The 14139-nt window shown below is 65.2% G+C and carries 12 protein-coding genes; 9 read left to right on the top strand and 3 right to left on the bottom strand.

Translation table 11 applies throughout. From position 1 onward, the window contains the following. Positions 1 to 314: 314 nt before the first annotated feature. Both NKT36_RS18105 and NKT36_RS18100 read left to right on the top strand, forming a co-directional pair. The gene (locus tag NKT36_RS18105) at positions 315 to 2240 is read left to right on the top strand and encodes a S9 family peptidase (RefSeq protein WP_327054146.1); all 1926 of its coding nucleotides are present in this window, start codon (positions 315 to 317) and stop codon (positions 2238 to 2240) included. Between the two features lie 103 nt (positions 2241 to 2343). Next, positions 2344 to 3246, top strand: a complete 903-nt coding sequence (locus tag NKT36_RS18100; protein ID WP_327054145.1) for an ArsR/SmtB family transcription factor — start codon at positions 2344 to 2346, stop codon at positions 3244 to 3246. A 162-nt stretch (positions 3247 to 3408) separates the two neighbouring features. Here NKT36_RS18100 and NKT36_RS18095 read toward each other — a convergent pair whose 3' ends face one another. Next, the gene (locus NKT36_RS18095; RefSeq protein ID WP_327054144.1) at positions 3409 to 5163 is read right to left on the bottom strand and encodes a BCCT family transporter; all 1755 of its coding nucleotides are present in this window, start codon (positions 5161 to 5163) and stop codon (positions 3409 to 3411) included. Between the two features lie 360 nt (positions 5164 to 5523). Next, the gene (locus NKT36_RS18090) at positions 5524 to 6798 is read right to left on the bottom strand and encodes a Cdc6/Cdc18 family protein (RefSeq protein ID WP_327054143.1); all 1275 of its coding nucleotides are present in this window, start codon (positions 6796 to 6798) and stop codon (positions 5524 to 5526) included. A 1611-nt stretch (positions 6799 to 8409) separates the two neighbouring features. On the opposite strand from NKT36_RS18090, the gene NKT36_RS18085 reads away from it, so the two are divergent. The 7 genes from NKT36_RS18085 (at position 8410) to NKT36_RS18055 (ending at position 13793) form a co-directional block, all read left to right on the top strand. Continuing rightward, positions 8410 to 9096, top strand: a complete 687-nt coding sequence (locus NKT36_RS18085; protein ID WP_327054142.1) for a DUF4129 domain-containing protein — start codon at positions 8410 to 8412, stop codon at positions 9094 to 9096. After that, on the top strand, positions 9093 to 9338 hold the full coding sequence (locus NKT36_RS18080) for a hypothetical protein (RefSeq protein ID WP_327054141.1): 246 nt from the start codon (positions 9093 to 9095) through the stop codon (positions 9336 to 9338). The genes NKT36_RS18085 and NKT36_RS18080 overlap by 4 nt, the downstream gene beginning before the upstream one ends. Positions 9339 to 9377: 39 nt before the next feature. Beyond that, positions 9378 to 11267: a DUF58 domain-containing protein gene (locus tag NKT36_RS18075; protein ID WP_456071261.1), complete on the top strand. Its 1890-nt coding sequence runs from the start codon at positions 9378 to 9380 to the stop codon at positions 11265 to 11267. Then, positions 11257 to 11811: a DUF7519 family protein gene (locus tag NKT36_RS18070; protein ID WP_327054139.1), complete on the top strand. Its 555-nt coding sequence runs from the start codon at positions 11257 to 11259 to the stop codon at positions 11809 to 11811. Before NKT36_RS18075 ends, NKT36_RS18070 begins: the two co-directional genes overlap by 11 nt. Positions 11812 to 11917: 106 nt before the next feature. Continuing rightward, entirely contained in the window at positions 11918 to 12259 is a 342-nt protein-coding gene (locus NKT36_RS19305; RefSeq protein WP_327054138.1) for a hypothetical protein, read from the top strand. A gap of 265 nt (positions 12260 to 12524) precedes the next feature. Beyond that, the gene (locus NKT36_RS18060) at positions 12525 to 13034 is read left to right on the top strand and encodes a DUF2267 domain-containing protein (RefSeq protein WP_327054137.1); all 510 of its coding nucleotides are present in this window, start codon (positions 12525 to 12527) and stop codon (positions 13032 to 13034) included. 339 nt (positions 13035 to 13373) lie between these two features. After that, positions 13374 to 13793, top strand: coding sequence for a CBS domain-containing protein (locus NKT36_RS18055; protein ID WP_327054136.1), 420 nt, complete (start codon positions 13374 to 13376; stop codon positions 13791 to 13793). 11 nt (positions 13794 to 13804) lie between these two features. On the opposite strand, the gene NKT36_RS18050 is transcribed toward NKT36_RS18055, so the two are convergent. Then, positions 13805 to 14131 (bottom strand): MTH1187 family thiamine-binding protein, encoded by a 327-nt coding sequence (locus NKT36_RS18050; protein ID WP_327054135.1) that lies wholly within the window; start codon positions 14129 to 14131, stop codon positions 13805 to 13807. Positions 14132 to 14139: the final 8 nt, after the last annotated feature.

Below are 14139 nucleotides of genomic sequence, written 5' to 3'. Positions count from 1 at the left end.
CCACCCAACACCACCATCCATATTTACTGCCCAGTACAACCAGGCATATTTACTAGGCAGTATTACTGCCCAGTACCACTCCCAGCACAACCAGGCAGTGGTGGGTAGCAGGGCTAATCGTCAGCAAGACTGTAAGACAGTGCAGGGTGGCGACGCCGGAACCGGCCAGGCTCCCCGATCCGACCGCGGGCCCGATAGCCGACGCGCGCCCGATAGTATTAGGAAAATTATAGAACAGTTCTTCTATCGTTCCACCGATAGAAATATCGTTCTAATTACAATTACGTGCCAGGGGGCGGACGTTCGAGTGGACGATGACCGACGACACAGATTCGAGCGACAGGCTGGCAGCGTTCGCTGCGCTGTCGACGCTCGCCAGCCCGACCGCATCGCCGACGGGTGAGGAAATCGCACTGTACTACGACGTCACCGGGCGGAACGAACTGCACGTCCTCGACGTAGCGTCGGGCGAGCTAACGCAGTGGAGCGACGGCGAGGTGCCGCGTGATTCGGGTGCGCCGTTACTGTGGGGGTCGGACGGCGACCGGGTGTACTTCCACAGCGACGAGGCCGGGAACGAGCAGTACGACGTGTACGCGTGCGGACGTGACGGTGACGTCGAGCCAGTCGTCCAGTCCGACGGGCGGAACGTCCTCCACGACGTCGACCAGGAAGGAAAGTTCCTGCTCGTCGGCTCCACCCGCGACGGGCAGTTGACTCTCTATCGACACGATATCGACGGCGACGGCGTCACGGCGCTCACCGACGGTGACGGATCCGTGTGGTGGTCCGCTATCTCGCCGACCGGCGACCGCGTTGCGTACGCGGCGGGCGAAGCCAGCGACGTTGCAGTGTACGTTGCCGCCGCGGACGGTTCGTGGCGACGAGAACTGTCCGTCGGGACCGCCTGTAGCGAGACGCGCGTCGCGGACTGGAACGATGACGGCGATCGACTGCTCATCGCCGACGACGCCGATGGACGTACCCGCATCGGGGTGTACGACCTCGCCGCAGACGCGACGATCTGGCTTGGCGACGGTGAACACGAGGAATCACCGAAGGCGTTTCTGCCCGGGGGAGAGCGCGTCGTCGTCACGCGCGACCGCGACGCGATGACCGTCCCGGTCGTCTACGACATCGAAAGCGGCGACGACCGAGAGTTCGACCTGCCGGAAGGCGTCGGACTCTTCGGGACGATTCCACGGCCACCCATGGACGCGGCGAACGAGGTCGTTCTCGGCGACGACCGCGTGCTGGTCACGCACTCGACACCGACCCATCGGCGTGAACTCCTCGCGTACGACCTCGCGACCGACGAGTCGAGGACGCTCATCGAGGCCGACCACGGACCGTTCGACACGGCGGAGTTCGCCGGCGCGGAGTACTTCACGTTCGAGTCAGACGGCGTTCCCGAGACACGGCAGGCCGCGGTCGAGCACGAACCCGCCGAGACGCTCGAAATCGAGGCGCTGCTGTACGACTCGGGCGAGCGCCCGTCGCCGCTCGTCGTGAAGCCACACGGCGGGCCGCGCGGGCGGGACACGCGGGGATTCAGCCGTTACACGCAGGTGCTGGCGGCGCTGGGCTTCTCCGTACTGGAGGTGAACTATCGCGGGTCTATCGGCCGCGGGCGGGAGTTCGTCGAGGAACTGTACGGCGACTGGGGCGGGGCGGAGCAGGGAGATATCGCGACCGGCGTCGAACACGTGCTCGACGCCAACGACTGGCTCGACGAAGACCGCGTCGCCGTGTTCGGCGGGTCCTACGGGGGCTACTCCGCGTACTGGCAGCTGGTCCAGTACCCAGACCGCTACGACGCGGTGGTCGCGTTGAACGGCCTGACAGACCTCGCGGACTACCACGAGAACACGATGCCTGACTTCCGGAACTTCCTGGAAGTGTACCTCGGTTCGCCCGAAGAGAACGCCGCCTTCTACGAGGAACGCTCGCCGGCGACACACGTGGACAATTTCGACGCGCCGTTGCTCGCCGTCCACGCCGTCAACGACCGTCGCGTCCCGATATCGCAAGCCAGAATCCTGCGCGAAGCGCTCACAGCGGCCGGGTACGAGGAGGGCGTCGACGGCGATTTCGAATACCACGAACTCGACGAGGAAGGACACAGTTCGACGGACCAGCGACAGATGCTACGAACGTTCCGACTGCTCGGTGATTTCTTCGACCGTCGACTCGGCACCGACGGCAGACGGGACGGACAACAGTTGCGAGGGGACGGATAGTAGCGCGAGCAGCCAGAGCGTGCGCCAATCGTCCTGCACCGTTTGACCGCTGGGTGGACCAGGCGACACCTCCTTTTACGGTACCGGGACGGCGAGTCGGTGTATGAGCGAACGGTTCGTCCAGCGAGCGGACCCGGAGGAGGTGTTCGGGTCGCTGTCGAACGACACGCGCGTCGCGGTCATCCGCGCATTGCGAGAAGCCGACGGGCACGAGGCGACGTTCTCCGACCTCCGCGAGACGGTCGGGGTCGATGATCCGGGCCAGTTCAACTACCACCTCGGCAAACTCAGGGGGCACTTCGTCACCCGGACGGACGAGGGGTACGAACTCACGCAGGCGGGCAAGCAGATCGCGGGTGCGATCGCGTCCGGCGCGTACACGGTCCGGGGGGAGACGGACCCCATCGCACTCGACGACCCGTGTCAGGTGTGCGGCGGTGAGCAGACGCTTCGCTACGAGGACGAGGTCGTCCGCGTCGAGTGCGACTCCTGCGTTTCAACCAGCGCGTTCGCGGTACCGCCCGCCGCGTTCGCGGGGCACGAACGCGAAGAAATCCCGCAGGTCGCCAGTCGCTACCTCCGGACGACGATCCGACAGCAGTACAACGGGTTCTGCTGGTACTGCGAAGGGCGAGTAGAGCCCTCCGTCGGAACCATCTCGGACATCGATATGGTCGAGGTCCCGTCGGAGGAAGTGCTCGAGGAGTTCGTCGACGACATCGAGACCATCCCGTGGGTGCAGTACGACTGCCAGCAGTGCGGGGCCACGGCGACCACTGGACTGAACACCGTCCTCCTGAACCACCCTGCCGTGGTCGCGTTCTACCACGACCACGGGGTCGACGTTCGGGAGCGACTCGTCTGGGAGTTTCCGCCGGTCGACGACGTCCGGATGGCGGTTCGCGACGCCGATCCGTTCCGAGCGAGCGTGACCTACGAAGCCGGTGGCGAGACGCTGACCGTGGTCGTCGACGAGACGCTCGGCGTGGTCGACGTCGACCCATAAACCACATATCGATTGACGTTTCCTCGCCGGACGCCGCAGGCCGTGCGGAGATTCGGAGAGCAGTTGGCGGGCGACCGCGTTGTGACGTCGCGCCCAATCGACCGCCAGCTCGGCGTCGGTCCAGAACCGAGACGAGAACGCACCGGGCACGTGCTGGCACGTTCAGTCGTCCACGGACGTCGAGTCGCCACTGTCCCGGAGGGAAGCTAGAACGTCGTCGTCATCCGCGGCGAGGATGACCTGTTCCTGTTCCTCGATCCGCTCCATCCACTCGGCGAACTCGTCGGATTCCAGTATCTCGTGTTCGCGGTCGAGGCCCAGATACACCGTATAACACATCAACAACAGCAGCGCCGCGAAGGGTAACCCGGCCGTGATCGAGGCGGTCTGGAGCGCGTCCAGGCCACCGCCGAGCAACAACACGGCCGCGACTGCGCCCTCGGTCACGGCCCAGAAGATGCGCTGGACGACAGGCACGTCGTGTTTCCCACCGGAGGTCAGGTGGTCGACGACCAGCGACCCGGAGTCGGAGGAGGTGACGAAGAAGGTGACGACCAGGAGGACCCCCAGTCCGGACAGTAACGCCGTCAGTGGGAAGAAGGAGAACAGTTCGAACATCGCCGTGGCGACGTTCGCGTTCACCGAATCGACCAGCGTGCCCGCAGTTTCCAGTTCGACGAACAGGGCCGAACCGCCGAACACGGACATCCACAGGAAGGAGAACATCGACGGCAGTAGCAGGACTCCGAGCACGAATTCGCGGACGGTGCGTCCCTTCGAGATGCGCGCGATGAACATCCCGACGAACGGCGACCACGAGATCCACCAGCCCCAGTAGAAGATGGTCCAGTCGCTCTGCCAGGTGGTGCCACTTCTCGATTCGGTCCAGAACGCCAGGGCCGGCAGGACGTCGACGTAGGTGCCGAGATTCGACACGAACCCCCCGAGGAGATACAGCGTGGGTCCGAGCACCAGCATCAGCGCGAGGAACAGAACCATGAGATAGAGGTTGACCTCGCTGAGCCGTCGGACGCCACCGTCGAGCCCCGCAGCGACCGAGAGTGTCGCGACGCCCGTGATCAACCCGATCAACGCGATCTGCACCCAGACCGACTGCGGGACGGTAGCGGGAAGGAACTGGCTCGACAGGACGTTGAGCCCGGCGTTCACCTGCTGGACGCCGATTCCAAGCGAGGTCGAGAGACCGAACAGCGTCGCGATGACCGACAGGACGTCGATGACGTGGCCCGGCCAGCCGTAGATGCGGTCACCGAGCAGCGGCCAGAAGATCGACCGGAACGTCAGCGGCAGGCCGCGGTTGAACGAGAAGAAGGCGAGCCCGAGGCCGACGAGCGCGTAGATGGCCCAGGGGTGGATTCCCCAGTGGAAGAAGGTCGTCGCCATCGCAGTGTTGCTCGCCCGGACCGTGCCGCTTTCGACCCCGCCGAAGAACGGTGACACGGAACCGAAGTGGAAGACCGGTTCGGCGACGCTGAAGAACATGAGGCCGATCCCCATGCCGGCGCTGAACAGCATGGCCACCCACGAGAAGTCGCCGAACTCCTTCTCGGCCTCCACGCCGCCGATGCGGACGTTCCCGTACTTGCTGAGCGCGAAATAGAGGATGACGACGATGAACGCGTTCACTGCGAGGATGTAGAACCAGCCCGCTGTCGCGGAGATGGTCGTCTGTATCGCGTCGAAGAAGGAAGCGGCCTGGGTCCTGAACAGCAGGGTGAGGGCGATGAAGACGGCGATCAACCCGCAGGCGATCGGGAACACCTGCGGGTGGACGTCGAACCCCCACTTCCGGATGTTCGTATCACCGGGTTTGCGCTCGGTATCCGGGTGGAACAGTTCGACCTGGAGGCCCTCGGACGTCTCGCCGACGACGTCGTCGCCACGATCAGTCGCCATCGTTGTTACTCACTGTGACGAGGCGTCTGGATGGCCTGTGGTCGGGGTCTGGTGGCCAACGAGCCACGCTGCGCCCCCGCTGGATCGCGATACCGCACCCGAACGACCCTCCTGGAACCGTGTATGTGCACCGACCGGAACCCCCCATAGTGATAATTGTTAACATTCTACACTGTTAAACCCTCGCCTTCGCTCGACGGGGCGCGGCGGTGCGAACAACCCACTGCAATGGGGCTGACGGGTCCGCGGTATCACGTCACGACCCGCGTCCGGGAGGTGACATCACAGCAGGCCGGTTCAGAAAGGTAAGACGCTCTTCTCCGGGGGGAGTAGCGCAGAACCAGCCTCGGTACTCGTGGCTCAGGCCAGGTCGTCGAGCTGGCTGTCGCGGAGGACGGCCTTCAGCACGACGTCGGTGTCCTTGACGAGGCGGTGTTCCAGGTAGCTGCCCTGGCCCCGCCCGCCGCCGGTCCGGGTGGACTCGACGACGCCGAGGAACGCCTGCTCTTTGAGGAGTTCGTACACCCGATGTTCGCCGAGGATGTTGACGCTGAGCTGTTCGCAGACGGACTGGTAGCGCTCGTATATCTCGCTGGTCGAGAACTCGTCCTCCGGACTCTCCCGGGTCAGGCGGCCGAGGGCGTAGAGGATGAACTTCACCTGCGTCGTCGAGCCCCGGAGCAGTTCCTCGAAGCGGTCGATCTCGGCCCACTCCTGGGCCTCGCGGACGTTCTCCTCGGTGACGCACTCGTTGCTCTGGCGTTCGGCGAGTTCGCCGGCGTGCCTGAGAATCTCGATGGCCTTGCGCGCGTCGCCGTGCTCCTGGGCGGCGAACGCCGCAGTCAGCGGGATGACGTCGTCGGTGAGGACGCCGTCGCGGAACGCGTCGCGGCGATGGTTCATGATGTCTCGGAGCTGGTTCGCGTCGTACGGCTGGAAGACGAACTCCTCCTCGCGGAGGCTGCTCTTGACGCGCTCGTTGAGTTCGTCGCGGTACTCGATCTTGTTGCTGATGGCGATGACGCCGAGGTGGCAGTCGGCCTTCCCCGATTCGCGCGCGCGAGACAGTTGCATCAGAACGTCGTCGTCGTCGAGGCGGTCGACCTCGTCGAGGATGATGATGGTGGCGTCGTAGGTGGCGTCGAGGATCTCCCAGAGGTAGTCGTAGTACTCGCCGCTCCCGATGCCGGCGCGGGGGATCGAGAGACCGGTCCGGGGTTCGTCGTTGAGGTCGCGGGTAATCGTCCGCGCAACGCGGGTCTGGGTGTTGTGCTGGGCGCAGTCGACGTAGACGGTCCCGACGGACACGTCCTGGGCCTCGGCGGCGCGTCGCGCTCGCTCCGTGACGTGGCGGGCGACCAGCGACTTCCCGGTCCCCGTCTTCCCGTAGATCATAACGTTGTTCGGCGGTTCGGAGCGGACGATCGGGCGGAGTTCGGCCGCGACTGCCTCGATCTCGCTGTCACGACCGACGATCCGGTTGCTCTCGGGGACGTGACCGACCTTGAGCAGTTCCTTGCGTTCGAAAATCGACGTCCTGCCGGATTCATCCTCGTCCCAGTTGAAGAGGGGATCGTCCGACGGATCCTCGAAGGGATCGTCGATTTCGGAGATCCGTGCGGAATCGTCGGTCATACCCCATTTCATATAGCCGTAGTATAAATAATTAATCCATCCCCGCCCAGAGTGTATCGCCGCGTAATCCCTTCTGGAACCCCGTAATCGGAGAGATTACAGTTCGTATTAGGGGTATAGCACACCCCTCATCCAGAGTGAATCGGGCGACGGGTACCGTCAGGTGCCAGTTACGAGACGCCGATGCCGCCTTCGTGGTGCCACCATCCCGATGGACGTCCCACCATCTCCCGATGGACGTCCCACAAATTCCCGACGAACGGCACGACGTACAACGAATCCTCCCTCGGACCGAATACGACGGGACGTCGTGCCGTCAAGCGTCGCAAGGGGGCGAAGTCCCGTTTCGGGGACGCTACGTCACGTTCCCACATCTCGAAGGGAGCAGTCGGGGGCGGGGGACACCCCTCGTCCAGAGTGTAATGGTGTGTGGTGGGTCGGCGACGAGTCGACATCTGGTCACGGGCGCAGGACGGGCGCGGACCACACCCCTCGTCCAGAGTGAATCGGGGAGGGGCGCGTGAACAGGTGACAGACGCGACGTCGCGTTCCGCTACTGCGGTCTCCAGTTCGAGACTAGGTCCGACCGTCCCGCACCAGACCCCTGGTCCAGACTGAAACGCGAGCCACGACTGCATCGCCGAGCATGACTGAATCCGCTGCGTCGAGACCGGCGAGATGAGGTCACCAGAAGACCGATGTACAGCGCAGACCTGCGATCCGGTCGTCTCGAAACGCCGTTGTTCACCGTTATCGTCCGCCCGGCGTGGTAGAACCGTGAAACCGATGGGAAGAGACGTGAGGCCGACGGAACGAGACGTGAGCGACGGTAATGGAGGAAACGTCGCGAGGGACGCAGTCCCGAGTTCGTCGACGGTGCACTACGCGGCCCCGAACCCTGCTCCGATGCACCACACACCCCTCGTCCAGAGTGAAACAGTGTAAAGGAAAGATGCGTGTCGAGAATCGAGAGGGCTCGATGGGCACCCCCAGTCAAGAGTGAAAACGCCGGATTTCGTTCGCGTACAGCACGCTCGCAGGTTATTCGTAATAGTCATCTGTTGATCCGTTTCCGATTGCGGATAGATAAGATTGATAACGTTAATTGTGGCAATCACTACAGAACTGCGTTTTCGGGGGGAAGACGGCTAACTGATGGTGAAGACGAACTTCGGCCACGGTATTCGGGACCTTACTGCGACCGCAGTTGTTCATCTATCTAGTGGTTTTATAAATGAGTAGAATCTAAAGTCCATTGACTGGATTTCGTCTTCTTGTAAGGACGAATCACGATTCGTCCGTAACAGACGAACGATCGGTCGATATCACCGGCGGGGTTCGTTCCTGCCGTGGTTCTAACTTTCGTGATAGAGACTGAGCTCCGTCCGCGTACTGCCGGAATCGAAGAACTCCTGACCCATCGACCACTGTCTCTTACCCTCCCTTCCCTTCGAAACCTTTCACTCTGGACGAGGGGTGTGTGTCCCCGCCCACCGACTCCACAGATTTTCTCCCTCGTCCCAGCGGGTCACTTTCTTTCAGTCGGGTTGCTCCCCGCCAGACGGCATCTGTAACGGAACATTAAATTCTCGTGCAATAATACCTCTGTGCGTGAACCGAATTGGGTCCCTTGCGATCGCTCTCCTCGCCCTCTTCGCCCTCGCCTTCGCCGCGGCGACGCTGGACTCGACGACGGCGAATCCGCTCGCCGAACGGACGGCGTCGTCTACCGGCAGCGGCGGGGGCGGTGGTGGTAGCGACGTACGCGTCGCACCGGACAACGGCGGCAGTGACAGCTTCGGTTCCCTCTTCCCCCAGTTCGACGTTGCAGGTGACCGCTCAGTGGTACCGTCCGACGGGGAACTCGACGTCCTCTTCCTCGCGGGCTGTCTCCTCGCAGTGGGTATCGGCGCGGCCGTCTTCCTGCTCACCGGCGACGACGAAACCGCCCCGGACGAGCGGACGGCGATGGTGGCCCCGTCTCCGGCAGAGGGGCGTTCGGCGGCCGTCCCCAAGGTCGAGCACGCGCCGGCAACGAACGACGTCTATCGCGCCTGGAACCGCATGGTCGAACTCGTCGAACCGGTCGACGACGCCCGGACGCCGAGAGAGATAGCAGCACGAGCTCGCGACGCAGGGTTGCCGGACAGGCCTGTCGAGGAACTCACGTCGCTCTTCCGTGGGGTCCGGTACGGGCAGCGGCAGCCGACCGACCGTCGCGAGGGCCGAGCGACGGACGCGGTGCGCCAGCTTGCGGAGTCGGAGTCGGACGCGTCAACCGACGAGGACGACGCATGACCGACGGTCGACGTCTCGTCCTCGCCGTCGGCGTCGCCGGTAGCCTCCTCGGCGTGACGATGCTCGCGGTCCCGGGGCTGGCCCGGGCGGTCGACTTACCACGGATCGTCCTCGCGCTGTTCCTTGCTGCAGTCGGGCTCCTGGTGCTCCTGGCCGCCTTCCGGACCGTGGTCACCGACCCACACCGCGGCTCAGGGGGAGCGTCGTCCTCGCTTCCCACGCCGGAACGACGTCCCGCGTAGGAGCGTCCCGGGACCGGGTTCGCACGTCGTCTCGACGAAATTCGTTGGACGGACAGACGCGCGGCGACCCGGAGAGGTGCGGCCGACGGTGATTCTGCCCCAGGCGATGCGCGCACAAACGAGAACCATACGGAAGCCGACGCGGCGACTGCCGAGGCGGACGGCGGCTCGACGGCCACCGAACGGGTCGCCGACGACGCGACCCACTCCGACCCCGCAGACCCGCTGGCCGCCCGCCGGCGGCTCAGGGCGACGCTGCGACGGATGGCAACCGACGTCGTGTCGGAACGTGGCGGCCGCTCGGGCGCAGACGTGGGTGACCGTCTCGCGGACGGGTCGTGGACGGACGACCCCCGGGCGGCGGCGTTCTTCAGTGGCGACCTCGTGCCGTCGCTAGGGCTCCGCGACCACGTTCGTGTCCTGTTCGGGCGAGGAGAGACGCCCTTCGAACGCCGGGCCCGGCACGCGATGGCCGAACTGACCGCGCGTCACGACGCGACTGACGGTCGGCCGTCGTCGGACAGCCGTGGGGCGTCAGACTCACGTGGGGCGTCTGAGATGCGGGAAAGACCCGATTCCCGTGGAACGCCAGACGCCCGAGAGTCACCAGAAGTTCCCGAGGACTGCCGCGCCCCCACCGACCCCGAACCGTACTGGCCATCGGTTGCCGACGAACGGTCGACCGTTCGAAGAACGGGCCGGGGGCGCGTGCTGACGGTCGGTGCCTTCGCTGCCGGTGGCATCGGTCTCTTCACCCAGACTCCCGGGATGCTCCTGCTGGCAGTGTTCGGCATCGCGTTCGAGGCGTTGGCGAGCGCGAGTCCGCTCCCGGCCGACGACCTGGCGGTCGAACGAACGGTGAGCGATTCCAGCCCCAGTCCGGGTGACGACGTCACCGTGACGGTGACGGTCCGGAACGGCGGGACCGTGGTACTGCCGGACGTCCGCATCGTCGACGGCGTCCCGCCCGGCCTCGTCGTCACCGAGGGGTCGCCGCGATTCACGACGGCGCTCCGTCGCGGCCGGTCCGCGTCGTTCTCGTACACCGTGACGGCGGTGGCGGGGCACCACGAGTTCGAACCCGCGGTCGTCCTCGCACGCGATTTCAGCGGCGCGTGGGAACACCGGACGTCGGTGGACGCGACGACGAGGATCACCTGCGAGCGACCGACGCCCTCCGTGTCCTTCGACCGTCGTCGACAGGTCACGACCCAGGCCGGACGAACGACCACGGACCTCGAAGGTGCTGGCGTCGAGTTCCACTCCGTCCGGGAGTACCGCCGTGGCGATCCGGTCTCCCGGATAGACTGGCGTCGGCGCGCGAAGACCGGCGAGCTCACCACCGTCGACTTCGTCACGCCGCGACTCGCGACGGTACTCCTCGTGGTCGACGTCCGCCGGTCGGCGTACGTCGCGCCGGCCGACGGCTCCGTGCCAGTCGTTCGACGGTCGGTCTCGGCGGCACGCGCGCTCGTCGACAGCCTGCTCGACGCGGGCAACCCGGTCGGTCTCGCCAGTCTGGGTCCGGACCCGACGGTGATACGCCCCAGCAGGTGCGAGGACCACCGCCACCGACTCCGGACGGCGCTGTCGACCGGCCCGGCGTTCGACTGGACGCCACCGGACGACGACGTCGACGCGACCAGTGTCGTGCGGACGGTCGCCTCGCACGTCGACGCCGGCGTACAGGTCGTGGTCCTCTCTCCGATGCTCGACCGCGGGGCGGTGTCCGCCGTCGAGCACTTCGAGGCGACCGGGCACCGCGTCACGGTCGTCACCCTCGACCCGACGAGCACGACGGACCTGTGTGGCGGGTTCGCGCGACTGCAGCGCGAGGCCAATATCCGAGCACTCCGTGCGACCGGAGCGACGGTCGTGGACTGGTCCCGGGACGATTCCGTCGCGGAGGTGCTGGAACGTGGCCGCTGAGGACGCGGACGCCGGTCCGCAGGCCGACGGTCGTGAGAAGGGGGCGCCCGTCCCGGTCGAGCGGTCGCCGGCGCTCGTGAGTGCCGCGGTGGCGGTCGTCGCCGCGGCGGCCGCCAGCGTTCTCCTCGCGGTTTCGCCGTTGCTGCTGCTCGCGTCGGCCGTCGGAACTGCCCTGGTCGTTGTGGCGGTCGTCCGGGGGTCGCACCGGGCGCTCGTCGCGGGCACCGGCAGCCACTTCGCGGGCCTGCTCCTCGCGGGCGTCTACGGCATGGCCCCCGGGTACGTGCTCGCTGCGGCACTGCTCGTCGTCCTGGCGTGGGACGTCGGCGAGTACGCGCTGACAATCGGTCGGGAGGTCGGTCGAGCACCACCGACGCTCCGCGTCGAGGTCGTCCACGTGGCCGGCAGCGTCGCCGTCTACTCGCTGACTGCGACGGTGGGCTACGTCCTCTATCGGTCGACGACGGGCGGCCAGCCGATGCTCACGCTCGTCGCGCTCGTCGTCGGCGGGATGGCGCTGCTGTACGCGCTCCACTCGGGATGACGACGCCGCCGGGGCAGACCACGCTCGAACGCGACGATGGCATCGCCTCCCGTTACGAAGGCGTCGCCTGACTCTGCACAACCGTCGCTTACGCGGGGTCGAGGACGTGGACGCGGTCGGAATCGTTCTCGCGGCGCGCGACGGCTATCAGTGTACCGTCAGCAACGGTGAGGCCGCCGTTCGGGACGCCTGGGAGGTCGTATCGCCACCGCCAACCCGGTTTCTGGGCGAGCACTCTCTCACCGCCGCCGAGCGTGTGGGCGGCGAGGTAGCCGCCGGACGGGTCCTCGTCCTCGACGCCGACGAGACGGCGGTGCCGCGCCCGGCGACGGCCGCGACTCGCGAAGGGGCGAGCGCGACGCGGACGCTCGGTCACGGCGACGAGGACGTGATGGCGCTGCTCAAGCATCTCGAAGCCGTCCGGGGATGGACCGTCGGCGAGGGGTGAACGGGAGAGAGCGACGGATCGTCGACCAAACGAATCGCCAGCGCACTGGACTGAGGTAGCTACGAATTGTTCGAGTTCTTCGGTATTCCGCCCATCTTGACTGGGTTCGCGCCGAGGACGGCAGACAGCGTCAAGTTGGAAACCTGTTTTATGGGGGGCGATGAGGTCTTCGACCACGGCCGTTTCCCGTCCGTTCGCGTCGCCTGTTCGGGTGTCCGGACGTAGATTTTTGTTCTAGCCAATCGTTCAGCACCCGGGGGAAAGCATGAATTTCGACGAGTTCACCGGTCAGGTACAGCATCGCCTCGAATTACCAGCGACCGGCGAGACGGTACGTGCGATACGAGCGACGTTGATGACTCTGGGCCAGCGCATTCCAGAGGGAGCAGCCGAAGACCTCGCTGCTTCCCTTCCGATGGAGATCAAGTGGTACTTGACCGGCGCTGTCCACGACCACGGCCAGCGATTCGACTGGCAGGAGTTCGTCTCGCGCGTCAGCGACGTCGAAGTGACCGACCGACCGGAAGCAGCCTACCACGCTCAGGTCATCGTGGATCTCGTCCACACCCAGGTCCCGCCGTCCGACTTCCAGCAGCTCCGCGACCAGCTTCCGGAAAGCGAAGACGACGAGAACTGGCGCAAGCTCTTCGCGGTCGTCGATGCCGGGGGGTGGAGCGAGGGCGAAGCGGGACAAACTGCTGGTGCACAACCCGCTGACGAAAACGAGGGCGAAACCGAAACGACTTCGAGTGATCTCTCGGACCGGGACGAGTAGCCCGACTCCGTTCGAGAGGGCGTTCGTCGCGTGGTCGAGGACTGCGACCGATTCGACGTGGTCCCGAAGCTCCGTGTTCTCGCTGGTCCGTTGGCGACCGGGCCGTGGACTGCCGGTCCATCTCTGGAAACTAGCATGGCGTTCGACCGAAGGACGCACCCACGGGGTCGGCTCGTTTTCCCACCCCATATCGCGACAGATGTGCCCCTACTTCGGGAATCTCCTTGCCGGCCGAAAGCTCCCCGCACTCACGAATCTCGGTTTTGATTCTCGCGTTCCAGTATTCTCCCGTCGGCTATACTTGATGTGCCCGCGTAGAACGAGTCTGGGGGGAACCAGATGCCAGTTGAAAACCTCGCACGCAGTGACGTGATCACTGCAACGACCGAAACGTCCGTAACCGAACTCGCGACGACGATGGAGCAACAGAACGTCGGCAGCATCGTCATCACTGAAACGGGGACTCCAGTCGGTATCGTGACCGACCGGGACCTGGTCGTACGTGTGCTCGCCGGACAGGCCGACCAGGACGAGACCGCTGAAAACGTGATGTCCGGGGATATCCACACGATCGATTCGGGCAGCGGCTTCTACCAGGCGGCCGAACTGATGCGCGAACACGGCGTTCGGCGGATTCCCGTCTGTGATGCCGACGACGAACTGGTCGGGATAATCACGGCCGACGATATGACCGAACTCCTCGCCGACGAGCATCAACAGCTCGCCGACGTCATCCGGGCTCAGCGACCCCCATACTGACAACCCCTTTTTTAAGCAGGATCTGATCCCCGCTCTCGTTTCGGGTCGCGTCCGAGGGCGCTGGCGACGGACTCCACGCGGTCTTCGACGTGCTGGGTGCGTTCTCCCTGTTCGTCCACCTCCAGCGAGGAGATGATACGGTCGCCCTCCACCGCGTCGTGGGCGGCTTTGACGGCGTCGAACACTTCGGACACGTCGCGGGCCTCGATGACGGTATCGGTCGCGGTCATCTCGTATGAGATGTCGAAGTCATCGAGTGCTTCGATCGCCCGTGCGATGTCTTGCGAGAGACTTCCTTCGTGGACCGGGATGACCTCGAATCTGGCGATTACTGTCATGTTTGATC

It is taken from the genome of Halomicrococcus gelatinilyticus (assembly GCA_024227995.1).
Classification (GTDB): domain Archaea; phylum Halobacteriota; class Halobacteria; order Halobacteriales; family Haladaptataceae; genus Halomicrococcus; species Halomicrococcus gelatinilyticus.
Note: the sequence above shows the minus strand (reverse complement) of the source record. Positions and strands in the feature narration are given on the sequence as shown.

Excerpts from the sequence above, each read along its gene's own strand:
- NKT36_RS18100 (WP_327054145.1), top strand. The coding sequence starts at position 2,344 with ATGAGCGAACGGTTCGTCCAGCGAGCGGACCCGGAGGAGGTGTTCGGG.
- NKT36_RS18060 (WP_327054137.1), top strand. The coding sequence starts at position 12,525 with ATGAATTTCGACGAGTTCACCGGTCAGGTACAGCATCGCCTCGAATTA.
- NKT36_RS18055 (WP_327054136.1), top strand. The coding sequence starts at position 13,374 with ATGCCAGTTGAAAACCTCGCACGCAGTGACGTGATCACTGCAACGACC.
- NKT36_RS18050 (WP_327054135.1), bottom strand. The coding sequence starts at position 14,131 with ATGACAGTAATCGCCAGATTCGAGGTCATCCCGGTCCACGAAGGAAGT.
- NKT36_RS18090 (WP_327054143.1), bottom strand. The coding sequence starts at position 6,798 with ATGACCGACGATTCCGCACGGATCTCCGAAATCGACGATCCCTTCGAG.
- NKT36_RS18080 (WP_327054141.1), top strand. The coding sequence starts at position 9,093 with ATGACCGACGGTCGACGTCTCGTCCTCGCCGTCGGCGTCGCCGGTAGC.
- NKT36_RS18105 (WP_327054146.1), top strand. The coding sequence starts at position 315 with ATGACCGACGACACAGATTCGAGCGACAGGCTGGCAGCGTTCGCTGCG.
- NKT36_RS18095 (WP_327054144.1), bottom strand. The coding sequence starts at position 5,163 with ATGGCGACTGATCGTGGCGACGACGTCGTCGGCGAGACGTCCGAGGGC.